This is a genomic window from Brevundimonas sp. NPDC090276 (genome assembly GCF_044772165.1).
Taxonomy (GTDB): domain Bacteria; phylum Pseudomonadota; class Alphaproteobacteria; order Caulobacterales; family Caulobacteraceae; genus Brevundimonas.
On sequence record NZ_JBIVYK010000001.1, the window covers coordinates 682,704 to 706,605 of the forward strand.

18 protein-coding genes and 1 pseudogene are annotated in these 23,902 nt (G+C 67.7%); 10 read left to right on the forward strand and 9 right to left on the reverse strand.

What is annotated here, in order from left to right; translation table 11 throughout:
- Nucleotides 1–132 precede the first annotated feature (132 nt).
- From ACIQTU_RS03235 to ACIQTU_RS03260, 6 genes are all read left to right on the forward strand, one after another.
- Entirely contained in the window at nucleotides 133–2,733 is a 2,601-nt protein-coding gene (locus ACIQTU_RS03235; protein WP_400542232.1) for a TonB-dependent receptor, read from the forward strand.
- 126 nt (nucleotides 2,734–2,859) lie between these two features.
- Nucleotides 2,860–3,996 carry a beta-ketoacyl-ACP synthase III gene (locus tag ACIQTU_RS03240; RefSeq protein WP_400542235.1) on the forward strand — a complete coding sequence of 379 codons (1,137 nt, stop codon included), beginning with the start codon at nucleotides 2,860–2,862 and terminating at the stop codon, nucleotides 3,994–3,996.
- The gene (locus ACIQTU_RS03245; protein WP_400542238.1) at nucleotides 3,936–4,676 is read left to right on the forward strand and encodes an iron-containing redox enzyme family protein; all 741 of its coding nucleotides are present in this window, start codon (nucleotides 3,936–3,938) and stop codon (nucleotides 4,674–4,676) included. Before ACIQTU_RS03240 ends, ACIQTU_RS03245 begins: the two co-directional genes overlap by 61 nt.
- The gene (locus tag ACIQTU_RS03250) at nucleotides 4,673–5,602 is read left to right on the forward strand and encodes a DUF6999 family protein (protein WP_400542241.1); all 930 of its coding nucleotides are present in this window, start codon (nucleotides 4,673–4,675) and stop codon (nucleotides 5,600–5,602) included. The genes ACIQTU_RS03245 and ACIQTU_RS03250 overlap by 4 nt, the downstream gene beginning before the upstream one ends.
- Before the next feature lie 74 nt (nucleotides 5,603–5,676).
- Entirely contained in the window at nucleotides 5,677–6,921 is a 1,245-nt protein-coding gene (locus ACIQTU_RS03255) for a dicarboxylate/amino acid:cation symporter (protein WP_400542244.1), read from the forward strand.
- Between the two features lie 64 nt (nucleotides 6,922–6,985).
- Nucleotides 6,986–8,581 carry a hypothetical protein gene (locus ACIQTU_RS03260; RefSeq protein ID WP_400542247.1) on the forward strand — a complete coding sequence of 532 codons (1,596 nt, stop codon included), beginning with the start codon at nucleotides 6,986–6,988 and terminating at the stop codon, nucleotides 8,579–8,581.
- A 4-nt stretch (nucleotides 8,582–8,585) separates the two neighbouring features.
- On the opposite strand, the gene ACIQTU_RS03265 is transcribed toward ACIQTU_RS03260, so the two are convergent.
- The 6 genes from ACIQTU_RS03265 to ACIQTU_RS03290 all read right to left on the reverse strand — a co-directional run bounded on the left by ACIQTU_RS03265 (nucleotide 8,586) and on the right by ACIQTU_RS03290 (nucleotide 14,688).
- Complete coding sequence (locus ACIQTU_RS03265) at nucleotides 8,586–8,801, reverse strand: hypothetical protein (protein ID WP_400542250.1); 216 nt, start codon at nucleotides 8,799–8,801, stop codon at nucleotides 8,586–8,588.
- 13 nt (nucleotides 8,802–8,814) lie between these two features.
- On the reverse strand, nucleotides 8,815–11,466 hold the full coding sequence (locus tag ACIQTU_RS03270) for a M14 family metallopeptidase (RefSeq protein WP_400542253.1): 2,652 nt from the start codon (nucleotides 11,464–11,466) through the stop codon (nucleotides 8,815–8,817).
- A gap of 242 nt (nucleotides 11,467–11,708) precedes the next feature.
- Nucleotides 11,709–12,356: a trimeric intracellular cation channel family protein gene (locus ACIQTU_RS03275; protein WP_400542256.1), complete on the reverse strand. Its 648-nt coding sequence runs from the start codon at nucleotides 12,354–12,356 to the stop codon at nucleotides 11,709–11,711.
- Nucleotides 12,353–13,642, reverse strand: a complete 1,290-nt coding sequence (locus tag ACIQTU_RS03280) for a M20 family metallopeptidase (RefSeq protein ID WP_400542259.1) — start codon at nucleotides 13,640–13,642, stop codon at nucleotides 12,353–12,355. Before ACIQTU_RS03280 ends, ACIQTU_RS03275 begins: the two co-directional genes overlap by 4 nt.
- A 95-nt stretch (nucleotides 13,643–13,737) precedes the next feature.
- Nucleotides 13,738–13,956 (reverse strand): oxidoreductase, encoded by a 219-nt coding sequence (locus ACIQTU_RS03285; RefSeq protein ID WP_400542262.1) that lies wholly within the window; start codon nucleotides 13,954–13,956, stop codon nucleotides 13,738–13,740.
- A 129-nt stretch (nucleotides 13,957–14,085) separates the two neighbouring features.
- Nucleotides 14,086–14,688, reverse strand: a complete 603-nt coding sequence (locus tag ACIQTU_RS03290; RefSeq protein ID WP_400542265.1) for a TetR/AcrR family transcriptional regulator — start codon at nucleotides 14,686–14,688, stop codon at nucleotides 14,086–14,088.
- Nucleotides 14,689–14,801: 113 nt separating this feature from the next.
- On the opposite strand from ACIQTU_RS03290, the gene ACIQTU_RS03295 reads away from it, so the two are divergent.
- The 4 genes and pseudogenes from ACIQTU_RS03295 to ACIQTU_RS03310 form a co-directional block, all read left to right on the forward strand.
- A complete protein-coding gene (locus ACIQTU_RS03295) occupies nucleotides 14,802–16,241 on the forward strand; it encodes an efflux transporter outer membrane subunit (protein WP_400542268.1) in 1,440 nt (479 codons plus the stop codon).
- A 13-nt stretch (nucleotides 16,242–16,254) separates the two neighbouring features.
- The gene (locus ACIQTU_RS03300) at nucleotides 16,255–17,397 is read left to right on the forward strand and encodes an HlyD family efflux transporter periplasmic adaptor subunit (RefSeq protein ID WP_400542271.1); all 1,143 of its coding nucleotides are present in this window, start codon (nucleotides 16,255–16,257) and stop codon (nucleotides 17,395–17,397) included.
- A gap of 11 nt (nucleotides 17,398–17,408) precedes the next feature.
- Nucleotides 17,409–18,974, forward strand: coding sequence for a DHA2 family efflux MFS transporter permease subunit (locus tag ACIQTU_RS03305; protein ID WP_400542274.1), 1,566 nt, complete (start codon nucleotides 17,409–17,411; stop codon nucleotides 18,972–18,974).
- Nucleotides 18,975–19,131: 157 nt separating this feature from the next.
- Nucleotides 19,132–19,614: pseudogene (locus tag ACIQTU_RS03310) on the forward strand (TetR/AcrR family transcriptional regulator); the annotation flags it as partial.
- Nucleotides 19,615–19,883: 269 nt separating this feature from the next.
- On the opposite strand, the gene ACIQTU_RS03315 reads toward ACIQTU_RS03310, so the two are convergent.
- The 3 genes from ACIQTU_RS03315 to ACIQTU_RS03325 are packed head-to-tail and all read right to left on the reverse strand — an operon-like array spanning nucleotide 19,884 to nucleotide 23,699.
- The gene (locus tag ACIQTU_RS03315) at nucleotides 19,884–20,849 is read right to left on the reverse strand and encodes an SDR family NAD(P)-dependent oxidoreductase (RefSeq protein WP_400542277.1); all 966 of its coding nucleotides are present in this window, start codon (nucleotides 20,847–20,849) and stop codon (nucleotides 19,884–19,886) included.
- An 11-nt stretch (nucleotides 20,850–20,860) separates the two neighbouring features.
- The gene (locus tag ACIQTU_RS03320; protein WP_400542280.1) at nucleotides 20,861–21,922 is read right to left on the reverse strand and encodes an SDR family NAD(P)-dependent oxidoreductase; all 1,062 of its coding nucleotides are present in this window, start codon (nucleotides 21,920–21,922) and stop codon (nucleotides 20,861–20,863) included.
- Nucleotides 21,923–21,950: 28 nt separating this feature from the next.
- The gene (locus ACIQTU_RS03325; RefSeq protein WP_400542283.1) at nucleotides 21,951–23,699 is read right to left on the reverse strand and encodes a hypothetical protein; all 1,749 of its coding nucleotides are present in this window, start codon (nucleotides 23,697–23,699) and stop codon (nucleotides 21,951–21,953) included.
- Between the last annotated feature and the right edge of the window lie 203 nt (nucleotides 23,700–23,902).

Genomic DNA, 23,902 nt, shown 5'->3' on the forward strand with positions numbered 1-23,902 from the left:
CTTGTCGCTGTCACGACCCTGGCTTACGCCTAGGAAATGCGAATTCACGACGTTCAATGAGCGTGGATCGACTGGGACAGGAATCGCCACGGTCGCCGCGGGCGACCGGGCATAGAGCCGGGGAGCCGCCTTATGCGTTTCAACACTATCCTTCGCTGCACTGCGTCCGTCGCCGTTGTCGGCGCGGTCGCCTTCGGCTTCGCCGGCGCCGCCTCGGCCCAGGAAGGGCCGACCACGATCGACGACATCATCGTCACCGCCCAGAAGCGTGAACAGAACCTGCAGGACGTGCCGATCGTGGTCACGACCCTGTCTCAGGAAGCCCTGAACGGCGCCGGCGTGCGCGACATCAAGGACCTGCAGATCCTGACGCCGGGCATGACGGTCACGTCGACCCAGTCGGAAGCCTCGACCACGGCCCGTATTCGCGGCGTCGGCACGGTCGGCGACAACCCCGGCCTGGAAAGCTCGGTCGGCGTGGTCATCGACGGCGTCTATCGCTCGCGCAACGGCGTCGGCTTCGGCGACCTGGGCGAGTTGAGCCGCATCGAGGTGCTGAAGGGGCCGCAGGGCACCCTGTTCGGCAAGAACACCTCGGCGGGCGTCATCAACATCATCACCGAGGCGCCCTCCTTCACGCCGGGCTTCAGCGGTGAGGCCACCTACGGCAATTTCAACGCCTGGGGCGTGGCGGGCTCGGTCACCGGCCCGATCACCGACCAGATCGCCGGCCGCCTCTACGTCGCCAAGCGCGAGCGTGACGGCTTCTATGACGTGGTCACCGGCGCGGGTCCGCGCACTGAAAAAGACGATCAGAACCAGAACTTCTGGACCGCTCGCGGCCAACTGCTGATCCTGCCCTCGGACGAAGTCTCGGTCCGCCTGATCGCCGACTACTCCAAGCGCGACGAATACTGCTGCGTCTCGACCCAGATCCGCACGGGTCCGACCTATGGCGCCATCACCGCGGTGGGCGGCCAGCAGGCTGCGCCGGCGCCCGGCTTTGGTCCGCTGCCCTTCTCGCGCACGGCCTACGCCAACCGCGGCACTGGTCAGACGATGGAAGACATGGGCTTCTCGGCCGAGGCCAATATCGACATTCCGTCGTGGAACGCCACCTTCACCTCGATCAGCTCCTGGCGGAACTGGGAGGGGGTCAACGGCATGGACCTCGACTACACCACCGCGGACCTGCTCTATCGGAATAATGACGGGAACTACGGCTTCCAGCTGGAGAACCTGACCCAAGAGTTCCGTCTGGCCGGAGCGACGGATCGTCTCGATTGGCTGTTCGGAGCCTTCTTCACCAAGGAAGAGATCAGCCGGGCCGACAGCTACTGGTACGGGGCCGCCTACACGCCCTTCCTGTCGCTGCTGCTGTCGTCGCAGCTGAATGCGGCCAATCCGGCCTTGCCGGTCAGCCCGAACGTCATTGGCTGTTTCAGCCGGCCGGGCCAGTCCGCCGCAGGCCTTGGCGGCTGTCTCGCCACCGGCGGGATGAGCCCCTCGGGCCCGACCGCGGCGACCGGACCAGGGTTCGGCGTCGGCGAGGGGGTGCGCGATCACTATAGCCAGAGCACCGAGTCCTTCGCCTTCTTCACCAACAACACGGTGCACCTGACCGACAAGTTGGATCTGACTCTGGGTCTTCGCTACACGCAGGATCACAAGAGTCTGCTGGCGGTCCAGGACAATGTCGGCACGAATGGCGCCGCCTGCGGCGGCACCCTGGCCAACGCCGCCGCCATTCAGGGCGTGTTCGGCGCGGCCATCGGCCCGCGCCTGATCGGCAACATCTGCCTGCCCTGGGCCAACCCCCTGTACGACAACCGCCGTCTCTCGGAAGAGAACACCGGCGGCGATTTCACCGGGACGATCAAGGCCAGCTATCGTTTCAACGACAGCGTCATGGCCTACGGCTCCTACGCCCACGGCTACAAGTCGTTCGGCTATAACCTGGATCGGGTTCAAAACGGCGTCACGCCGACGGCTTCGCTCTACTTCCCGGCTGAAACCGTCGACAGCTATGAGCTGGGTCTGAAGAACACCCTGTTCAACCGCACGGTCCTGCTGAACCTGACCTACTTCCATCAGACGTTCGAGGACTTCCAGCTCAACACCTTCCTGGGCACGGCCTTCGTGGTCGAATCCATTCCCGAGCTGAAGTCGCAGGGCTTCGACGCCGACTTCGTCTGGTTCACCCCGATCGAGGGCCTGTCGTTCACCAGCGGCCTGACCTACACCGACACCAAGTACGGCCACTTCACCGCCGCCGATATGACCAACCCGGGCAACTTCCCGCAGTTGTCGCTGCTGCCGGGCGCGCGAGCTTCCTTCGCTCCGGAATGGTCGGCCACCGGATCGGTCGCCTTCGACCGTTCGATCGGCGCGGGCCTCAAGGTCGGCTTCAATCTGTCGGCCAAGTACTCGACCGAGTACAACACCGGCTCTGACCTGCTCCCCTACAAGATGCAGGACGCCTTCACCCTGGTGAACGGCCGCATCACCCTGGGCACGGAAGACGATCGCTGGGCGCTGGACATCTGGGCGCAGAACCTGACGGACGAAGAGTACAAGCAGGTGGCCATCAACGCCCCGCTGCAAGGCTCCGCCTTCCAGTCGACGGTTCAGCCGAACGGGACCTACTTCAACCCGACGCTGGACACCCAGACCTACAACGCCTTCATGGGCCAGCCGCGTACCTACGGCGCGACCCTGCGCGTCAAATACTGATCCACCGGCCTACTGGCTGACGATATTGAAGGGCGGGCCGGAGCCATCCGGTCCGCCTTTTTTCGTGTTCAGCAACCGGCGCTTCCGCGCTTGCGCCGGACCGACCCTACGGCCAAGGTCCGCGCCATGAGTATGCTTCGTGACGTCTTCATCACCGGGACCGGCGCCGTCCTGCCGGGCGAGCGGGTCGGCAATGACCGGATGGAGGACTTCATCGGCCGCATCGGCGGGCGGCCTTCCGCCGTGGGCCGGCGCGCCCTGCGCTGGAACGGCATCGAGGGGCGGCACTACGCCCTGACGCCGGACGGGACGCCGCTGCAGTCCAACGCCGCCATGTGCGCCGAGGCGGTGCGAGCGGCCCTGGACGAGGCGGGCCTGAGTCTGGGCGACCTACAGCATCTGGGCGCCGCCACGACCCAGGGCGACTATCTGGTGCCCGGCCACGCCAGCGCGGTTCAAGCTGAGCTGGCGGCGGGGCCTCTGGAGGCGTTCAGCTATCAGTCGGTCTGCGCCAGCGCCCTGATGGCGGCCAAGGGGGCGTGGCTGAGCGTGCGTGCGGGCGAGGCGGATGTGGCCGCCGCCTGCGCGGGCGAGTTCTCTTCCCGCTGGTTCCGGCCGCATTTCTATGAGGACACGGCCCTGGTGGACGCCAAGGGCCGGGCGCGGATCGAGGCGGACTTCCTGCGCTTCACCCTGTCGGACGGGGCGGGCGCCGTGGTGATGGAGCCGAGGCCGAAACCCGACGGCCTGAGCCTCAAGGTCGAGTGGGTCGACATGACCTCGCTGGCCGGGCGCTTCGATCCCTGCATGTGGGCCGGATCAACGCCGCAGGCGCGCGCCGACATGACCAGCGCCTGGAGCCACGCAGGCCCTGTGGCCGCCCATGCGGCGGGGGCGGTAGCCCTGGTGCAGGACTTCGACCTGCTGAAGATCGTCATCCGCGCCTGGATCGGCGTCTGGCTGGAGAAGGTGGACGCCGGGCGGATCGTCCCCGATCAGGTCGACCACCTGCTGTGCCATTATTCGGCGCGGTCATTGCGTCAGGAGATCGTCGGCCTGCTGCAAAGCACCGCGGCCATGATCCCCGAGGAGAAGTGGTTCACGACCTTGCCCGACAGCGGCAATGTCGGCTCGGCCTCGATCTGGGTCATGCTGGACGCCTTCCTGAAATCGGGACGCGGACGGCGCGGAGACAGGGTGCTGTGCATCGTGCCCGAGAGCGGGCGGGCGATGATCGGCTTCATGATGCTGGAGATTGTCTGATGGCGGAACGTGAGGCCGAGGCGGCTGTCGCCGACACTCTGAGAAAGCTGGCGGTCGTCTTCGCCGACTTCGAGCAGCGGCTGGAGGCGACGCCCCTGATCCGCAAGCTGACGCGCGGACGGTTCGAGATCGGGGACTACCACGCCTTCCTGATCAACCTGCGCCAGCAGGTGAAGGACGGGGCTTTATGGATGAGCCGGGCGGCGTCCAACATCGGTGAGGATCATCTGGAGCTGCGCTCGACCCTGATGCGCCACGCGGTGACCGAGCATCGCGACTTTCGCCTGCTGGAGGCCGACTTCGTGGCCTCGGGCGGGGCCTTGGAGGACATCCAGTCGGCGCCGAAGAACGTGGGGTCCGAGGCCCTGTCGGCCTGGATGTTCCATGAGGCGTCCAAGCCTGACCCGTTCGGCCTGCTGGGCGCCATGTTCGTCATCGAGGGGCTGGGCTCGATCAAGGCGCGGCCCTGGGGCCTGAAGGTGCAGGAGCGGCTGGCCCTGCCCGACGAGGCGGTGCGCTTCCTGCTCTATCACGGCGACAACGACGCCGAGCACATGAAGGAGTTCGAGGAGATGCTGGGCATGGTCCTGCCCGACCCCTTCGTCGCCGAACGCATTGTCGTCACGGCCAAGGTCACCGCCCGTCTCTACGCCCTGCAGATCGAGGAGATCGCGGCGTGAGGTATTTCAAGCCGCATGAGGACCCGTTCGACCCGGCACGGTTCGATCCGAAAGACCCCGATCCGTGGATGGCCCTCTATCTGGACCACAGCCTGCCGATCGACGACGGGGCCAAGCGCGATCTGTTGCTGGGGGCGCGGTCGCGGTCGCGGCGCTGGTTCTTCCCGGTGGCGCGGCCTCTGGTCTTCGTCTTCTTCTGCCTGGTGAAGGTGCTGCGGGTCATCTCGCCCAAGCATCCCAACCTGAACGGCCTGCTGCACAAGACCATCCATTGGGGCCTGCGGACCTTCGCCACACCCGAGGCCAACCGGGTGATCCTGCGCCACTTTCACGTCGGGTCCGAGCTGACCGCCTTCGTGCGTGAGAACGCGGGCGTGGGCGACAAGGTGACGAAGTGGCCGCTGACGCCGACGCGGTTGAAGGACATCGAGCCGGATCTGTTTCTTCAGCACGACCTGAACATCTTCAACTTCGTCATCGAACTGAACACCGTCCTGCGGGCCGAGGGGCGCGAGCTGACGCCGCCGGAACGCATCGACTTCTCGATGATCTCGGATGAATTCCCGCCGTTCGAGGCGTTTCCGCGCAAGTGGCACAACTTCGTCGACGTGCAGACGGCGGTGGAGTTCTACACCCCCATCTACGCCCTGATGCTGCCGCGCGACGACTTCGTGCGGGCGTCCAGTTCGCTGCAACTGGACGAGGTGATGGCCATCTATATCGCCCGCATCCTGGGCACGAGCTACCACATGGCCTTCGTCAAGAACGGCCATCCGCTGGTGGCCCTGTCGACGCTGCAGGCGGGCTATCGGCTGATGATGCACGGGCTGGATTCGGAGGCCATGCACGGCTGGTTGCGGGTGATGAAGGGGCGTCAGGCGGCAGGCCTGCCGCTGGACCCGGCCAATTCGGGCACGCCGCATTAGAACGCCGCTGATTTCCTCTGGCGTGTTTCACGGGCGCTGATAGCGTCGCCGTTATGAAAACGGCGCGTTCCTTTTTGACCTCCCTCAGCACCCTGGTGCTGCTGTCGCTTGTGCTGGGCCTTGTGGCCGGGGCGGCGGCGCAGAAGTGGGGCCTGCCGGGCGGTCACGCCACGGCGGACTTCATCCAGGCCCTGGGCCAGCTGTGGCTCAACGCCCTGAGGATGACGATCATCCCCCTGGTGTTCAGCCTGCTGGTGACCGGCATCGCCTCTATCGCGGACGCCGCGCGGACGGGGCGGCTGGCGATGCGGGCCGTGGCCTGGTTCGGCGGGCTGATCGTCTTCGCCACGATCTACGCCGTGGGGGCGGCCTATGGCCTGCACGCCCTGTGGCCCATCGACCCCGAGGGGGCGCGCCTGTTGCTGGCCATCAAGCCCGAGGGCGCGGAAGGCCTGAGCGCCGGCGCGCCGTTCAGCGAGTTCCTGAAAACCATCGCTCCGGCCAACCCGATCCGCGCGGCGGCCGAAGACGCCATCCTGGGCATGGTGGTCTTCGCCGTCTTCTTCGGCTTCGCGGCCTCGGGTCTGCCGGACCGGCTGCGCGTCCCGCTGATCACCTTCTTCGAGGCGGTCGGCGAGACCATGATCACCATCGTCCGCTGGGTGCTGCTGGCGGCGCCGCTGGGCGTCTTCGCCCTGTCGATCGGGGTGGGGCTGATGGCGGGCGCCAGCGCGGCGGGCGTGCTGCTGCACTATGTGGCCCTGATCTCGCTCGCCTGCATCGGCATCGGCCTGATCTTCTATCCGCTGGCGGTCATCTTCGGTCGGGTCAGCCTGGGGCGCTTCGCCCGCGCGGCGGCGCCCGCCCAGGTGGTGGCTTTCTCGACCCAGTCGTCCCTCGCCAGCCTGCCGGTCATGGTCGAACGCTCGGTGGACATGCTGGGGGTCAAGCGGGCCACGGCGGGCCTTGTGCTGCCGCTGGCTGTGGCGGTGTTCCGCATCACCAGCCCGGTCGCCAACCTGGGCGTGGCCATCTATTGCGCCCATCTGTTCGGCATCGAACCCTCGGCGGGCCAGTTGTTCGCCGCCATGCTGACGGCGGTGCTGATCTCGATCGGCACCGTGGGCCTGCCCGGTCAGGCCAGCTTCTTCGCCTCCATCGCCCCCATCTGCATCGCCATGGGCGTGCCCCTGGAGATGCTGCCTCTGTTGCTGGCGGTCGAGGTCATTCCTGACATCTTCCGCACCCTGGGCAATGTCACCGCCGACATGGCCGTGGCGCGGATAGTGCAGGGCGGAGAGGAGTCAGAGGTTGATTGACCTGCGGTTGACGAAATTTCGCCATTAAAGCCCAGCTTCCTTCCGATGACGGAGGGAAGAGATCATGAACAAGAGACGTTGGGGCGCGTGGTCGGCCCTTGCATTGGCTTGCGCCGCACCGGCGCCTGTTCTGGCCCAACAGGCTGCGATCATCGAGGCGCGCACCGCGCCCGGCGGCGTGATCGTGACATGGCGCCTGGCCGAGCCGACGACGCGGGTGGTCTTTCTGGCCGACAGCGTGATCCGCGACCTTTGGACGGTGACAACGCCGGGCCTGACACTGAAGGACGGCGCGGTCGAAGGCGTCGAGCCTTTCCGGAATTTTGAAATCAGGATCGTTCCCGACGCCGCCGAGGTGGAGCGCGTCTATATGGGCCTGTCGAAGGCCGGGGCTGGTCACGTCCTCTATGGTCCGGCCCTCAAATTGAAGGGCATGGACGCCACGCTGACGGCGCGGCCTGTCGCGAGCGAGGTCGCCGTGCCGACGACGGAGGCCGAGAAGGGTTACGTCTACCTGGGACCGGAGCAGGCGCTGCTGCGTCGCGACGGCGCGGCGGTGGTGACCAGTCCTTCGACGCCGCCAGCCCTGACCGCCCTGCTGCGCGACGGCTTCTTCGCCGCACAGAAATTCTATGGTGCGCGGCTGGGCCATGACTTGCCGAACGAACCGACGCTGATCATTTCGACCGACAGCCCGGGGCCGACCGGCTTCCGTGGGGATGTGACCGACACTGGCCTCATTTCGCTGCGTTTCCACGGCGATATTTGGGCCTCGCCGCCGCCAGACGTGGCCGTGCCGCTCGGCACCTTCGTGTGGCACGAAAGTCTGCACCTGTGGAACGGGCACGGGGTGGAGTTGAAGGATGGCGATACGGCTCCCTGGCTGCACGAGGGCGGGGCCGAATACGGCGCCCTGGTCGCCGCAGTTTCGAGCGGGGTGATTGACGAGGATCAGGCGCGCGCCTCGCTGACGCAACGGTTGAACGGCTGTCGCAAGGCGCTGGGCGACGCAGACTATGATCCCCGCCGACTGCGTTCGGGGGCGTCAATCTACCACTGCGGCGTCGTGGTGCAGTGGATCGCAGACCTGGAGGCGCGCCGGGCGTCGGGCGGCGCGCGCGACATTCTAGACTTGTGGAAAGCCTTGCTCGACGCTGCGCGCGTCGGCGGCGGCTATGGCGTCACTGACTTTCGAGCGTTGTTGCAGCCCGACAGCGCGGTCGGCGTGTTGCTGGACGGAGCAGGGGCGACGCGCTGGGCGAGCCTCGACGCAAGGCTGACGGCGCTGGGCGTAGCATTGGAAGACAGGCCCGAGGCGGACGACTATCGGATGGCGGTTCTGTTCCATCTGAACGACGAGAACTGCGCCGGGGGCGGAACCGGCTTCTATCGCGTCGAAGAGGGGATCAAGCTCGACACGGGCGACAAGTGCGGGCCGTTGTCTGGCGACCCTTTGCTGGCCGCGATCGAGGGGCATGATCCTCTTGGCGATGCCACCGCCATGTTCCATGCCGTTCAGGCGCGCTGCGCCGAGTCGCTCCCGGTGCGATACAGGACGCAGGACGGCAAGGTGATCGAAGCGGCTTGCAAGGCGCCGCTGGTCACGCCTGAGGTCCAGGCCGTCACGGCCGCGCCTCCGCTTGCGACGCGCGCGGCCTAGGCGCCTAGCCCTCCATCGCCTCGAACATGGCTTCGGCCTCGTCGAAGTCGTCGTAGTCGAGGCGTTCGGGCGGACGCAGGATGACGAAGCGGGTCAGGACGGGGGTGTCCGGACCAAGGCGTCGGTCCCATTGCCAGAAGCTGCGGTCGAGCCGGCTTTGCAGCAGGGTCCAGTCGCCTTCATCGGCGGGCGGATGGGGCGCGGCGGGGCCGTGATTCATCAGCGGCTCTCCATCAGTCTTCGCCGTTGCCGCCCGAGGTGTGGGCCGGGCCACGGAAGACGGCGTTGAGGAACAGCGGCTTCAGCCCTTCGAGGAACGCGCGCATGGTCACGTCCTGGGTGAAGGCGACGACCTGGCCGCGGCCCAGTTCCGACGCCATGGCCACCGGCTTGTAGGCCAACTGGCGGCGGTTCTCGGCCCAGAGCTGTCCCGAGGCCAGGACGCTGTCCGGGCCGGCCAGACGCACCACATTGGTCCCCTGCTCACGGGTCAGGGGGGTGTAGATGTCCGAGCCGCGCACCATGACGCTGAGGTCGCGCGCGACGCCCGCGCCCAGCCAGTGCTCCTGATCCACCACGGCGTGGGCCAGGACCCCGGCCACGGAATCGGGCGAGCCGTGGTGGTTGGTGCGGTCCAGATAGTCGGCCTCGGAGGGGATTTCGACGCCGGGGACGGTGGCGCCTGAACCCCCTTCAGCCTTGTCGCCCTCGGGGGCGACGGCGGTTTCGCGGCGGCTGTCCAGCAGCTTGGCGTCGGGGTCCGTCAGCAGGCGGCTGGCCGAACCGACGCCGATCAGGACGCCGCCCGACTGGACCCAGGCGCGCAGCGACGCGACGCCGTCCGCGCCCAGGATCTTCTCGTAGTTGCCGCCCGAGGGCAGGATCAGCACCTGATAGCGCGACAGGTCGGCCGAGCCGAGGCGGCGGGTGCGGACCGCGGTGACCGGCCAGCCGTATTCGCGTTCGAGGATATGGCGGATCGAGCCGGCGGACTCGGCGTCGGTCGGGTCGTCCCAGGCCATGGCGACGCGCGGGGCCTTGATGGTCCGGGCCTCGTCAGAACCGACATTGGGGCCGCTGGACACCCAGGAGGTGGCCAGGGCCGTGACCTCGGCGCCGCTGGCGGCGGCGATGCGCCGCACGCGGTCGTCCAGGTCGGCGGGGCTGCCGCTGCGCGGCACGATGAAGGCACCGCCCGCATAGGCCTTGCCGTCCAGGGTGAAGGCTTCCTCGATCGAACGAACCGGCAGGTTCTCCTTCAGGGCGGCGGTCAGGAAGCGCATCCCCGCCGTGCCCGGATTGACCGCATAGCCATAGGCCGCATCCGAACCCGCCACCGCGACCGGGCGGATCAGTTCAGGGCCGACCGCCGTGGTCTGGACCGAGGGCGCGCCGGCGCACTTCTGGGTCGGGACGTTGAACAGCAGGGGCATGGACCAGCCGGTCAGGTCATAGATTTCGTCGCCCAGACCGCGGGCGCGGCGGGCCTCCTGTTCGGCCAGGAATTTGGGATCCAGCGGCACGTCCTTGGCCAGCAACACCTCGGCCATGCGGCGTTGGGGCTGGGACAGGTTCACCACATAGTCGCCAGCGCGATAGGTCTGACCGCAGGCCGAGAATGAGGCTGCAGCCCGCCCGACCTCGATGCCGGAGCGCACCAGCAGGCCCGCCAGCTTGTCGGCGGCGGCCGGGTCGGCGGCGCCGGAGCGCGAGATGACATAAGCGCCCCGTCCGCCCGCGATCCCGTCGCGGTGGAAGGCGTAGAAGTCGTTCAGCAGCTTCTCGCGGTCGCGGGCGGCCGTCTCGATGGTCGACAGGCTGGCGGTCAGGTGGCCCTTGACCGTGTCGGCGTAGGTGATGACCTCGCCGGTGCGACGCCGCGCCATCAGGCCGCGCGACGAGCCCTGCTCATAGGTCATGGAGACCGCGCCGAAATAGGCGGGCCAGCCGTCGCCGTAGCCGGGATAGAAGGCGTCGAAGGTCTCGCGCGTGAAATAGGCCAGCCCGGCCTGATCGAAGCGCGCCCCGTTGTTGCGGCCGAAGCGTTCGCGGGCGTCGAGGATCTGGGGGAAGATCCACGGGTTCAGCGGATTGGCCTCGGGCGGGAAGAAGAAGCTCGAGTCCGTGCCCATCTCGTGGGAGTCGACCAGGACCTGGGGCCGCCAGTCGCGGATCAGGGCGGCGTGGCCTTGCGTCTCCGGCTGGGACTGGATGAACCAGTCGCGGTTCAGGTCGAACAGGTTGTGGTTATAGCGGCCCGAGGGCCAGGGCTCGGAGCGTTCGGCCGACAGGGGGTCGGGATTGGGCTGGGCGCCCAGACCGGCCTCGAAGGTGTCGATGAAGCGGTCGCGCCCGTCGGGGTTCTGGGTCGGGACGAAGACGACCACGGCGTTCTGCATCCAGCCCTGGGCCTCGGCGTCGGCGGCGTCCATCAGGCGGCGCGCGGCGGCCATGGCGGCGTCGGCGGGGCTGATCTCGTTGCCATGCACCGAATAGGCCATCCAGACGATGACGGGGGTGTCGTTGATGAGGGCGCGGGCTTGCTCCGGCGAGGTGCGGCGCGGATCGCCCAGCGCCCGCGTCGCGGCCTTGATCTCTTCCAGGCGGGCGATGTTGCGGGGCGAGCCGACGGCGGCCCAGAACAGCGGGCGGCCTTCCCAGGTCGTGCCGTAGTCGCCCATGACCATACGGTCGGGCGCCGAGGCGCGCAGGGCCTCGAAGTAGCGGCGCACCTCGGCCGGGCGCGTGATGCGCGTGCCTGGCGCATGGCCCAGGACGGCGTCCTGGGTCGGCGGGCTCTGCTGGGCCAGAACGGGGCTGGCGGCGGCGGCCAGAACCAGGCTGAGCGCGAGCAGCGGACGCGCGGCGATACGACGACGTGACATGAGAACTTCCCCCTACTGGCGGACAGCTTAACCGTCGTTTTGCGAGGAAGGAAAGGCTTGTCGATCGGCCTGACGCCGTGGCGGAAGTGCAGATTCAGGATCACGCACCGACCTGAGGTCGAGGCGCGCCGCCACGGCTGTCCGCATGATGCAGGGCAGGGCGGCGGGATCGAAGCCCAGACGGGCCAGTTGGGCGCAGGCGCGGGAGATTGAGCCGAGCCGGTTCGGCGAGCCTCTCGCCATCAGTTCTTGCCGACTCCGGCGACCGGCAGGCCCCAGCCGCGGCGGATCGCGACCATGCGCAGGGCGAAGCAGGCGAGGCCGGCGACAAGGGCGGTCGCGACGACCGGCAGGTGCAGCAGATGGCCGCCGACCACCATGGCGGCGCCGAGCAGGGCGGCGACGGCGTAGAGGTCGGAACGGAGGACGCCGGGGATTTCCGCCAGGAGAATGTCGCGGACCATCCCGCCGCCTATGCCGGTGAGCATGCCGAGCAGCACGGCCATCACCGGATTCAGCCCGAAGGCCAGGGCCTTTTCCGCCCCTGCGACGGCGAAGAAGGCCAGGCCGACGGCGTCCAGAAGCCGCACCGGCGTCTGCAGGCGTTCGATGAGAGGCCACCAGAAGAAGGTGACCAGGCCGGCCGCCAGAGAGACGGCCAGATAGCGCCAGTCCACCAGGGCGGCGGGTGGCGTGGCGCCGATCAGGACATCCCGGCCTATCCCCCCGAAGCTGGAGGCGACGAACGACAGCACGAGGACGCCGAACACGTCGAGGCGTCGACGCACGCCCGCCAGGGCGCCGCTGATGGCGAAGGCGAAGGTCCCGCACAGGTCGAGCACGAGCACAAGCGCGCGCTGGACTTCCGCGGACGCCTCGAGGTCGGTCATGGACGGGCCGGCGCCCCGGCGTCACGGCTGAGCCAGGCCAGGGCGGCCACGACCATGGCCTCGACCCCGGTTTCGAGCGTCGGATGCAGAACAGGGGCGAATTTCGGACTGTGGTTGACCGGCAGTTCATTGAGGCGGCCCGCCTCCTTGGCCCTCTCGTACACGACCGGATCGGTGCCACCGACGAACCAGAAGACCGAGGGGGCTTCCCATTCGGTTCCGAAACAGCCGAAGTCTTCGCTGGCGGGGGCCGGGCCGACATGGCGCACGCGATCGGTCGAAAAATGCGCGCGCAGGGCCGCGGCGACCCGGTCGCTCGACGCTTCGTCGTTCACATTGAGCGGGTAGCGGTCCAGGGGCGTGATTTCGGGGGGGCGCGGCGCGCCCGAGGCCTGGGCTTCGGCGTTGACGATCCGCTCGATGGCCGCCAGCACCCGCGCGCGCACCCCGTCGTCGAAGGTCCGCACGTTCAGCTTGATCAGGGCCTCGTCGGGGATGACGTTCTCCTTGGTTCCGGCCTGGAGGACGCCGACCGTGAGCACGGCCGCCTCGGTCGCCCCGACCTCGCGCGAGACGATGGTCTGCAGACGCAGGACGGTCGCGGCGGCCATGACGACGGGGTCGATGCTGGCCTGGGGCATGGAGCCGTGCGCGCCGCGTCCGAACAGGCGGATCTGCAGGCTGTCGGCCGCCGAGGTGATCGGACCGGCGCTGCCGGCGATCGTGCCGGACGGCCCGACCATGACGTGCTGGCCCAGGATCACGTCGGGCTTGGGAAACCGCGTCAGCAGGCCGTCGTCGATCATCGCCCGGGCGCCCTGGGCCGTCTCTTCGCCCGGCTGGAAGACGATCAGGAGGGTTCCCTTCCAGGCGTCGCGCGCGCCGGCGAACAGGGCGCTGGCGCCCATGAGCCAGGCGACGTGCATGTCGTGGCCGCAGGCGTGGGCGACCGGCGTTGTCGCCCCCGAAGAATCCGTCGCCGAGTCCGTGCTGGCGTACTCCAGTCCAGTCGCCTCCTGAATCGGCAGGGCGTCCATGTCGGCGCGCAGCATGACGGTCGGGCCCTCGCCGTTGCGCAGCAGACCGACCACGCCGGTGCCGCCGACGCTGCTCGTCACCTCATAGGCATGCGCGGTCAGATGCGCGGCGGCCAGGGCGGCCGTTCGCGTCTCCTGCATCGACAGTTCGGGATGGGCGTGGACATCCTTGTAGGCGATTTCGAGCGAGGGCAGAATCCCGGGCAGGTCGATCAGGATGGTTTCGGCGGCTGTTTTCGGCTCGGTCATGGGACGATCCTCAAGCTCTGGGGTCCGTTCAGCGTCGCGAAACTCGGCAGATTCTGGCGCAATGGCGTCGCGTAAGAGCGAGCGGAAAGGCTCGCTCAGGCGGCCTGTCTCAACGCCGGAGCAACCAGTTCGTTCAAGGAGAAGCTGCCGATCCGGGCGTCGCCGCGATAGAGCTCCAGGCGCTCAAGCCTGGGCCATTCCTGTGCGATGCGGCGAAGTTCGGGGAAGGTCGCCGTTTCGGTGCGGGCGGCCAGGACGCACAGCTCCGGCGTGATCGCTTCAGGCGTGTGGATGAGGCAGTAGAAGGGATCCATCGTGGCTCCTGACGGTCCTGGGCGCGTTGGAGCGCCTGATGGGCGCGTTCGACGACAGGGGCGCCGTGCCAACGACGACAAGTTCAAGACATCTGGAAAGCGCAGGTGCGTTCCGGAGGAGGGGGCGCTTTAGCCGATCGGCGGCCGGTAGCCGGCGAGGAAGACCCTGACGCCCTGACGGGCGGCTTGGTCCCTCGAAACGGCGGCGGCCGCGCCGTAGAGCCGGGGTTCGACCAGGCCGGCCTCGAGCAGGCCCTTGAGATGCAGGGCGGCGACCTCGGGGTCATCCACGACGAGACGGCCCTCGCGGCCCCAGCGCTCCAGATTGGCGGCGATGGCCGCCCAGCCGCGCATGGGTCCGCGTGAGTAGAGGCGAGGGCCCAGGACGCCCTGGGCCCCTTCGGTCACCGCGACCCGCGTCAGGTTCAGCACCTCGGGCGAGGTCACGAAATCGATGTAGGCGCGGCCGAAGGCCTCCAGCGTGGCTTCAAGGTCCTCGGCCTTGCCGTCCAGCAGACCGAACAGGGCGTCGGCCTGGCTTTCCATGGCTTCGATCATGACGGCGGAGAACAGATCCTCCTTGGACTCGAAGTAGCTGTAGAGGGTCTGTTTCGAGGCTCCGGCGCGGCGGGCGATGGCCGCCATGCCGGCTTTTTCATAGCCCATTTCGCCGAAGACGGCGCTCGCGGCGTCCATGATCTCCTGGCGCTTTTCGTCGGTTTTCACCCTCATGGCGTCCTCCGGTGGGTCGATCATAACTGGACCAATCAGTACACTTTTAGCTTGACGAAACCAAGGCGCTTTCATAATGGACTGATCGGTCCAGTTATGGAGTCTCCCAGAAAATGAACGCCCCGCGTCTCTATTCATCAGCGCGGGCGGTCGCGGCGTCGAAGCCCTTGCTGATTTCCGCCTGCCTGCTGGCGCTCGGCGCCTGCGCGGCCCTGCCGAAATCCTCGGTGGGACCGGATCCGTCCGATCTTTCCGCCTATGACTTCGATCAGTCGATCGCCGTCGCCGACAGCGCCTGGCCCGCCGCCGACTGGTGGGCCGGCTACGGCGACCCGCAACTGACGGTCCTGATCGAAGAGGCCGTGGCCTCGGCTCCCACGCTGCGCATCGCCGATGCGCGCCTGCGTCAGGCCGAGGCGGCGGCCCGCCAGGTCGGGGCGCGTCTGGCCCCGTCGGTCTCGGCCAGCGGCGCGGTGCAGGCGGCGCGCCAGAGCTATAATCTGGGCCTGCCGGTCCCGCAGGGCTGGGACGACAACGGCCGCGCCGCCCTGGATTTCAACTGGACCCTGGACTTCTGGGGCCAAAATCGCGCCGCGCTGGCCGCCGCGACCTCGGAAGCCGAGGCCGCCCGGGTCGAAGCGTCGGCCGTGCGCCTGGTCCTGTCGACGACCATCGCCTCCGCCTACGCCGAACTGGGCGCTCGCTTCGCGGAACTTGAAGCGGCGCAGGATGCGGTGACGGTCCGCACCCAGACGCTGGAGTTGATGACGCACCGCCACGACAGCGGCCTTGAGAACGCGGGCGCCGTGCAGCGGGCGATGTCTGGCAAGGCGGCGGCCGAGGCCGAACTGGCGCGGGCGCGGGAAAGCCTGGCCCTGACCCGGCATGCGATCGCCGCCCTGATGGGCCAGGGCCCTGATCGCGGCCTCGGCGTCGGCAAGCCGGACATCGCCGCCCTGGCGACGCGCGGCGCGCCGGCGACGCTTCCGGCCGAACTGCTTGGCCGCCGTCCCGACGTGGTCGCCGCCCGTCTGCGCGCCGAGGCCGCCGCCAAGCGGATCAAGGTCGCGAGGACGGCCTTCTATCCGAACGTCAACCTGGTCGGCCTGTATGGTCTCCAGTCGCTGAACCTGAAGAACTTCGCCGAGGCGGACGCCCAGATGGGCGCCGCCGGTCTGGCTGTCAGCCTGCCGATCTTCGAGGGCGGGCGTCTGCGGGCGCAGTATCGCGGGGCCGAGGCCGGCTACGACGACGCCGTCGGCGCTTATGACGAGACCGTGGTTCAGGCGCTGCGCGACGTCGCCGACGCCCTGGCGTCGAAGACCGCCCTGGCCGCTCGACTGGCTCGCACCCGCGAGGCGGAGGTGGCCGCCGAGGCGGCCTGGATCGTCGCCCGCAACCGCTACGAGGGGGGGCTGGCGACCTACCTTGACGTGCTGACGGCCGAAGACGCCCTGATCGCCTCGCGCCGCGCCTCGGCCCTGCTCGACACCCAAGCCTTCGCCCTGGACGTCGCGCTTGTGCGCGCTCTGGGCGGCGGCTTCCAATCCTGATCGGAAGATGACCATGACAGAACAGAATGAAACTGAAATCGCCGCCGATCCGAAGGCGGACGCCAGGCGCGGCGTTGCCCGCAAGAAGGCCTTCCTGGCTTTGGGCGTCGCCATCGTCGCGATCGGCGGCGGTTCCATGGCCTATGGCGCCGTCTTCGGCGGCAAGACGGTGACGACCGACAACGCCTATGTCGGCGCTGACGTGGCCCAGGTCACGCCCCTGGTCGGCGGTCCGGTCAGGGAAGTCCGTGTCGCCGACGCCCAGGCGGTCAGGAAGGGCGAGGTCCTGGTGGTGCTCGACGACAGCGACGCTCGCCTGGCCCTGGTCCGTGCGGAGGCTGGGCTCGCCGCGGCCGAGCGCCGGGTGCGCGGCCTGGTCGCGACCGACGCCGGCCTTGGCGCCCAGGTCGCCGCCCGCGCCGCTGATCAGGCCTCGGCCTCCGCCCGACTGACCGCCGCGCGGTCGGGTCTGGACAAGGCTCGCATCGACCTGCAACGCCGCGAGGCCCTGGCGGCGTCGGGTTCGGTCTCGGGCGAGGAACTGACCCAGGCGCGCGACGCCGTGGTGGCGGCCCGTTCCGAAGTCCAGGCCGCCGAAGCGGCCCAGGCCTTGGCCTCCGCCAACCGCAACGCCGCTGTCAGCTCGCGTCAGGCCTCCACGGCCATGATCGACGGCACGACCATCGACACCCACCCCGACGTCCTGGCGGCGCGCGCGGCGCGTGATCAGGCCCGACTGGACCTGGAGCGTACCGTCATTCGCGCGCCGCTGGACGGGGTGATCTCGCGTCGCCAGGTCCAGGTCGGGCAGCGGGTCCAGCCGGGTCTGCCGCTGATGATGGTGGTGCCGATCCAGGCCGCCTATGTCGACGCCAACTTCAAGGAGGTGCAACTGGCCCAGGTGCGGCCGGGGCAGCCCGTCACGCTGAAGGCCGATCTTTACGGCGGCAAGGTCGAGTATACGGGCCGCGTCGTCGGTTTCTCGGGCGGCACGGGTGCGGCCTTCGCCGTGGTTCCGGCCCAGAACGCGACCGGCAACTGGATCAAGGTGGTCCAGCGCCTGCCGGTCCGCATCGCCCTGGACCCGAAGCAGCTTCAGGAACACCCGCTGCGCGTGGGGCTGTCCATGGACGTCGCCATCGACGTCTCCAAATAAGGGCAGGAACCATGTCCAGCGCCGCCATCGACGCCTCTGCCGGGACCCAGGCCCCGGCGGAGCCCAAACCGCTGACCGGGGTGGCGCTGCTGATCGCCGCCCTGGCCATCGGCATGTCCAACTTTCTGGTCGTGCTGGACACGACCATCGCCAACGTCTCGGTGCCCACCATCGCGGGGGCGTTGGGCGTTTCAGCGACCCAGGGCACCTGGGTGATCACCGCCTACGCCGTGGCGGAAGCCATCACCGTGCCCCTGACCGGCTGGCTCACGAAGAGGTTCGGGGCCAAGCGGGTCTTTCTGATTTGCTACTTCGCCTTCGGAATCCTGTCACTGCTGTGCGGCCTGGCCTTCTCGTTCGGTCAGTTGATCGCGGGACGGGTGCTGCTCGGTCTGGCGGGCGGCCCCATCATGCCTCTGTCGCTGATGATGCTGATCTACGTCTTCCCCCGGGACAAGGCGATGCTGGCCAACGTCCTGTGGGCCATGACCACCATCATCGGCCCGATCGCGGGACCCATCCTGGGCGGGATCATCTCCGACACGGTCGGCTGGCAATGGATCTTCTTCATCAAGGTGCCCGTCGCCGCGATCGGCGGGGTCATGTGCTGGATCCTTTTGCGAGGCGTGAAGGACAGGCTGGAGAAGGCGACGATCGACTATGTCGGCCTGGGGCTCCTGGTCCTCTGGGTCGCCGCCTTCCAGATTATGATCGACGAGGGTCGGAATCTGGACTGGTTCGCCTCGCATGAGGTTCAGCTTCTGGCCGTGATCGCGGCCGTCGCCTTCGCAGCCTTCGTTATCTGGGAGCTGACGGCGAAGAACCCGATCGTCGACCTGAGGATCTTTCGGCATCGCGGGTTCACCGTGTCGTCGTTGACCTACAGCTTCGGCTTCGCCGCCTTCTTCGGCTCAGTGGTCATCCTGCCGCTCTGGCTGCAGCAGAACATGGGCTACACCGCGACCTGGGCCGGCTACGCCACCGGGGTCATGGGCATCCTGGCGATGTTCTGCGCTCCGGCCGTCGGCAAGTCGCTGGAGAAGGGGCTCGACCCACGGATGGTCGTCTTCATCGGCTTGATGGGGCTGGGACTGCTGCACGTCTGGCGGATGGCCTTCTCGCCCGACGTCACCTTCCTGCAGATGATGTGGCCCACCATATTGTCCGGCATCTTCATGGTGATGTTCTTCATTCCGGTTTCCGGCCTGGCCCTGGCCAGCGTCGAGCCGCACGAAATGGCCAATGCCGCTGGCCTGTCGAACTTCATGCGGACCCTGGCGGGCGCCATCGCCACTTCGGTCGTCCAGACAGGATGGAGCAACGCCCAGCGCGAGAACCAGACCGAACTGGCCGGGGCCATGACCAACGGCGACCACGTCATCCGCGAGATGACGGCGGGAGGCGCTTCGCATGAGGCGGCCGTGTTCAGCCTTTCACGTCTGGTGGAGAGCCAGAGCCTGACGCTGGCGACCCTGAACATGTTCGGCGCCATCGCCATTCTGTTCATGTTGTCGGCCGTCTTCATCTGGCTGGCGCCCAAGCCGCAGGGACCGATAGACACGACCGGGGGGCACTAGCTTTGCGCCTGGACAGGGGGGGGGTCTGATGCGGCGAACGCGTCAGAACCCCGACAGAGTGATGGTCGTTAAGAGCGACTCTTCGTCTCACAAGCGCAATGCGAGCGCGACCCGGCACGCCATTCTGCGGGCGGCCTAGGTCCGGTTCGCACGTGAAGGCTTTGACGGCGCCAGTCTGCGAAGCGTCGCCTCGGACGTTTGCGTGGATCATGCCCTGGTCAGCCGCTATTTCGGTTCGAAGGCCAAACTCTTCGCAGCGGCGCTGTCCTACTCGATCGAGCCCGACATTCTCACGCCCGGCACGCCCGAGGCCGTGAGCCGTCAGATCGCGACCCTGCTGACGGATCCTTTTCGTCCCGGCGGGCTGCACGGGGTCATGGTGGTGGCGCGCGCGCTTTCGTCGCCGGTCGTCTCCAAGGCGGAGCGGGAGAGCATCATGGCCTCCTTTGTCGCTCCGCTTCAGCGCGCGCTGGAAGGGATCGACGGTGACCGGGTGGAAGTGGCGGTGGCCGTGATCATCGGCGTGGCTTTTACCAAGGACCTCTGGGGCGCCCTCGATGAAGCGGCGTTGTCCCGTTACCGGAGCCGGCTGTCGAAAACGCTGTTTCTGGCGCTCAGCACAGAGGAAACCCGCCCTTAGGGTCCTTTTTCAAACCGTCTTCAAGTCAACCCGCTGGGACATCAAAATCCTTGGAAAACCGGCGCTTTAGCCAACGTCAAACTCCGAACCTCTCACCTATGACCCAGCAGCTAGGCTCCTGGGCTCAACGCAGTCATTCCTTCAGGCCCCTGGAGCTGACTGGCTGAGAATAATCGGCCCAATCTCTCCAAGAACCACCTAAGAACGGCGCAATCCGCGAGCCGAAAAAGCGGACCTCGCTGCTGGAGCAGGTCCGCCCCGGTCCATCGTTAGTATGCCGTCCAGCCGCCGTCCGTCGCGTAGACGGCGCCGGTGAAATTGCTGGCTTCGTCGGACAGCAGGAAGAGCATCATGGCCACCTGTTCCACCACGGTCGCGGGCTTGTGCTCGGGATCAGCGTAGGCTTGCAGGGACTGGGTCTTGGCCCTCCCCATGTTGGCCATGCCCGGAGGCGTGGGGTTGGCGCGCATCGCGGCGGCGACCAGTTGCCCGGCGCGCTCGACCATCGGGGTGTCAGTCGCCGCCATGTTCACCGAGTTCACGCGTATCTTGTGGGGCGCATAGTCGACGGCGGCGTTCCGGGTCAGGCCGTTCACCGCGTGTTTGCTGGCCACATAGGCCGGATTGCCGGCCAGGCCGGTCATCCCGGCGATGGAGCCGACGTTGACGATCGCCCCGCCCCGGCCCTGGGCCATCATCTGCTTCAGTTCGGCGCGCAGGCTGTTGAAGACACCCGTGGCGTTGGTGCGGATCACCTTGTCCCAGTATTCGTTGGTCGCCTCGTGCAAGGGCGCGAAGATCAGCGGCTTCTGACGGTCGTAGTCGATGGCCGCGCCGGAAAAAACCCCGTCCATCACGCCCGCGTTGTTGAGCGCCAGATCGACGCCGCCATAGGTCTCGACCGCCGTGCGGACCATGCGCTCGCACGTCGCGGGATCGCCCACATCGCCCTCCACAAAGACGGCGCGGCCACGGTCGGCGACGATCCGGGCGACGGTCTCGCGCCCCAGATCGCCCAACCAGTCGACGCCGACGACATTGGCGCCTTCCTTGGCGGCCCGGATCGCCGCGCCCGCCCCCATGCCGCGCGCACAGCCGGTGACGATCAGGGTCTTGCCCCGAAACCGGCCGGGGAAATGGTCGTCGGGCGCCGCTTCACGCGCGCTCGCCGCTGCAGCCGTCGTCGCGCTGGCGGCGGACAGGGCCCCGGCCAGCAGAATATCGCGTCTGTTCATAGCTTTTATCCTCAGTAGGCGGTGAAGCCGCCGTCGGTGGCGTAGTTGGCGCCCGTCAGGTTCGAAGACTCGGGCGACAGCAGGAACAGCATCACGGCCACCTGCTCGGCCGGGGTCGAATCTCGCCCTTGCTGATCGGAATACTGCAGCAGGCTCTTGGTCTTGATCATGCCGATGCCGCCGCCCTCGCCGGTCGCGCGGGCGCGCTCGCGCAGGATCTGCATGGCGCGCTCGACCATGGGGGTGGCGGTGTTCGCCATGCAGACCGAGTTCACCCGGATGCCGTAGGGGGCGTAGTCGATGGCCGCGTTCTTGGTCAGGCCGTTCACCGCGTGCTTGCTGGCGACATAGGAAGGCGTGCCGCCAAAGCCGCGCAGACCCGCGACCGAGGCGACGTTGACGATGGCCCCGCCGCGGTCCTGCTTCATCATCTGACGCAGCTCGGCGCGCAGGCAGCGGAAGACGCCGGTGGCGTTGACCCGCATCACCACGTCCCAATAGTCGTCGGAGGCCTGATCAATGCGCGCCATGATCAGGCTCTTCTGCTTGTCGTAGTCGATCGGATCGCCGGGATAGATGGCGTCCATCACCCCCGCGTTGTTCAAGGCCGCGTCCAGACCCCCGTATTGCTCGACCGCGGTCGTCACCATGCGATCGCAGACCGCGTTTTCCGACACGTCGCCGGACACGAAGACCGCCTTGCCGCCGTCGCGGCGGATGCCGTCGATCACCGCCCGCCCCTCGTCCGCCAGCCAGTCCACGCCCACGACATTGGCGCCCTCGCGCGCCAGGCGGATCGCGGCCATCCGACCCATGCCGCGCGCGCAGCCGGTGACGATCACCGTCTTGCCCGCGAAGCGGCCGGGCACGAAGTAGTCGTCGGAAACGGCCACGATGTTCTGGGCGCGCGGGTCCTTGTCGTTGGGCGGGCTCCAGGGACGGGCGTAGGGCCCCAGGGCCTCGGACGCCTGGGCGGCGGCGGGCGCCGCTTCCGCCTCGGCCGATCCGGTCAGGGTCAGCCCGCCGGTAGCTCCGGCCCCGAGGGTCTTCAGCATGTTTCGACGGTCAAGCATCGGCATGTCTCCGTTTCGAAAGGGGAAATCAGAAGGCGTAGCGGACGAAGGCCATGACGCTCAGCCAGTCGCGCGCCTGCCCGTTCAGGGCCGCCTCAACGGCGTCGCCGGGTCGGGTGTAGGCGACGTGGCCGTGGACATAGACGTTGCGCGAGGCGAACCACTTGCCGGTCACATTGGCCTCGTAGCCGTACTCGCGGTCGGTCATGACGCTGAGCGCGGGATTGCCGCCGATGTTGTTCAAGGTGTCGGCGCGGAAGGCCCACAGCTGGGGCACGATCTCGAACTTCGGCGAAGGCCGCAGCCGCAGCTGGATACGGTGAGCGGTGACGTTGGAATCCTGCACCACCTTGAAGTGGTTGGCGCCCTGGACCCACTGTTCGCCGGTGCCGCCCGACAGCAGGGGATCCCAGCGCTCGTAACGGCTGGTCGAGGGATCATCGCCCGAGAAGTGCGACAGGCGGTAGCTGATCGAGGGCCGCCATTTCGTCCCGGCGAAATCATAGCCGACTTCGCCATAGCCGGCGGTGGCTCGCATGCTGATGTCGTCATGGGTCTGTAGCGCCAACTCGCCGCCGAAGAAGGGCCCGGACGCGCCCGCCGGACGCGGTCGGTAGGTGAAGCGCAGGTCGTACAGACGCAGGCCTTCGCGCGTGCCGATCGGCGTGCCGGCCGGGCCGAAATAGGCGGCGTTCGACTGCGGCACGAACAGATAGCTGGCGCCGAGCATCAGGCCCGCGACGGGCGCGAACTCCGCATTCAGCCCGGCGATGCGCGTCTTGCTGTCCAGCACGGGCAGTTCGTCGGGATCGACGTAGAAGACCTCCAGCTTGGTGTTGTTGACGCTGAACTGGGCCAGGCCGACCATATCGGCGGCCCAGCGGGCGTTGGCTTGCAAGGCCGCGCGGTCATGTCCGTTGGCGGCCGTATTGGCGATCAGGAAGGCGTTGGCCAGGGTGAACTTCTGTCGACCGGCGGACAGGTTCAGCACATAGCGGTCGCCCGCAGCCGTTGTCCGTCCAGCGACCAGGCCGACATAGGCGTCCTCGACCCCCGTATGGCTGCGGGTCCTGTCAGTGAACAGTTCCTGGCCCGATGATCCGGAGGTGATCGCGCTCAGGCCGCCGTAGACATAGAGCTCGTCCGTCACTGGCGCGATGCCGTATAGGCCATAGTGGACGAAGCCCTCGACCCAGTCGTCATACCCACGCCCCGCGGGACTGCCCTGCACTAGCGGATTGCCGTTCAGCATGGCGTCGGGCTGGCCGTACCAGGCATTGTTATTGGCGTAGTACATGGCCGTGCTTTCCAGCTTGGCCTTCACCACGACCCCGTTGCGGTCGTACAGAAGCGGGAAGTCGTCGACGCCGCCCTGAAGGAAGACGCCTCGGTCCATCCGCTCGGCTGCAGGCCCCAGGGTCACGTTCAGCCGGATCGTCAGGCCGTCGGCCCCAAACTCCAGGTCCCGCGCGACATTCGCCACCATGCCGCAGCGCCGCGCCGCGCCCAGGGCGAACGACAGGCGGTCCTCCGAATAGACATCGCCCGGAAACAGGTTCACCGCCCGCCGCACGCAGTCCGTCGCGCGTCCGTTCACCGCCGTATCGGCCGACGGATTGACCGCCACGACCTCGACCGCGCCGATCCGTGCCCCGGTCACGCCGTCGCCGCCGCCCGACTGGGCCTGAACTGAATGGAAGCCCCCGGCGCCGAGCAGGGCGACAGAGGCGCCGATAGCGAGACGGGTACGCGCCGCCGACTGGCGTGAGGAGATCATCAGGTCACTTGCCCTTTATGCAATGCCTGAACAGATCAACGACCCGTTTCCATCATCATCAGATGAGAAACAGATCATGATGCAGAAGCCGCAATCATGCGCGGCCATAACGCCAGACACAGTCAAATCAACGCCCGCCGCATTGGCGGAACGTCATTCAGACTATTGGCGCATCACCGCAGACGACAACGCTCCGGGCGCCC

Bases quoted from the DNA above. Each gene is read 5' to 3' on its own strand.
- ACIQTU_RS03235 (WP_400542232.1), top strand. From the start codon at position 133: ATGCGTTTCAACACTATCCTTCGCTGCACTGCGTCCGTCGCCGTTGTC.
- ACIQTU_RS03240 (WP_400542235.1), top strand. From the start codon at position 2,860: ATGAGTATGCTTCGTGACGTCTTCATCACCGGGACCGGCGCCGTCCTG.
- ACIQTU_RS03260 (WP_400542247.1), top strand. From the start codon at position 6,986: ATGAACAAGAGACGTTGGGGCGCGTGGTCGGCCCTTGCATTGGCTTGC.
- ACIQTU_RS03265 (WP_400542250.1), bottom strand. From the start codon at position 8,801: ATGAATCACGGCCCCGCCGCGCCCCATCCGCCCGCCGATGAAGGCGAC.
- ACIQTU_RS03270 (WP_400542253.1), bottom strand. From the start codon at position 11,466: ATGTCACGTCGTCGTATCGCCGCGCGTCCGCTGCTCGCGCTCAGCCTG.
- ACIQTU_RS03275 (WP_400542256.1), bottom strand. From the start codon at position 12,356: ATGACCGACCTCGAGGCGTCCGCGGAAGTCCAGCGCGCGCTTGTGCTC.
- ACIQTU_RS03280 (WP_400542259.1), bottom strand. From the start codon at position 13,642: ATGACCGAGCCGAAAACAGCCGCCGAAACCATCCTGATCGACCTGCCC.
- ACIQTU_RS03285 (WP_400542262.1), bottom strand. From the start codon at position 13,956: ATGGATCCCTTCTACTGCCTCATCCACACGCCTGAAGCGATCACGCCG.
- ACIQTU_RS03290 (WP_400542265.1), bottom strand. From the start codon at position 14,688: ATGAGGGTGAAAACCGACGAAAAGCGCCAGGAGATCATGGACGCCGCG.
- ACIQTU_RS03295 (WP_400542268.1), top strand. From the start codon at position 14,802: ATGAACGCCCCGCGTCTCTATTCATCAGCGCGGGCGGTCGCGGCGTCG.
- ACIQTU_RS03300 (WP_400542271.1), top strand. From the start codon at position 16,255: ATGACAGAACAGAATGAAACTGAAATCGCCGCCGATCCGAAGGCGGAC.
- ACIQTU_RS03305 (WP_400542274.1), top strand. From the start codon at position 17,409: ATGTCCAGCGCCGCCATCGACGCCTCTGCCGGGACCCAGGCCCCGGCG.
- ACIQTU_RS03315 (WP_400542277.1), bottom strand. From the start codon at position 20,849: ATGAACAGACGCGATATTCTGCTGGCCGGGGCCCTGTCCGCCGCCAGC.
- ACIQTU_RS03320 (WP_400542280.1), bottom strand. From the start codon at position 21,922: ATGCTTGACCGTCGAAACATGCTGAAGACCCTCGGGGCCGGAGCTACC.
- ACIQTU_RS03325 (WP_400542283.1), bottom strand. From the start codon at position 23,699: ATGATCTCCTCACGCCAGTCGGCGGCGCGTACCCGTCTCGCTATCGGC.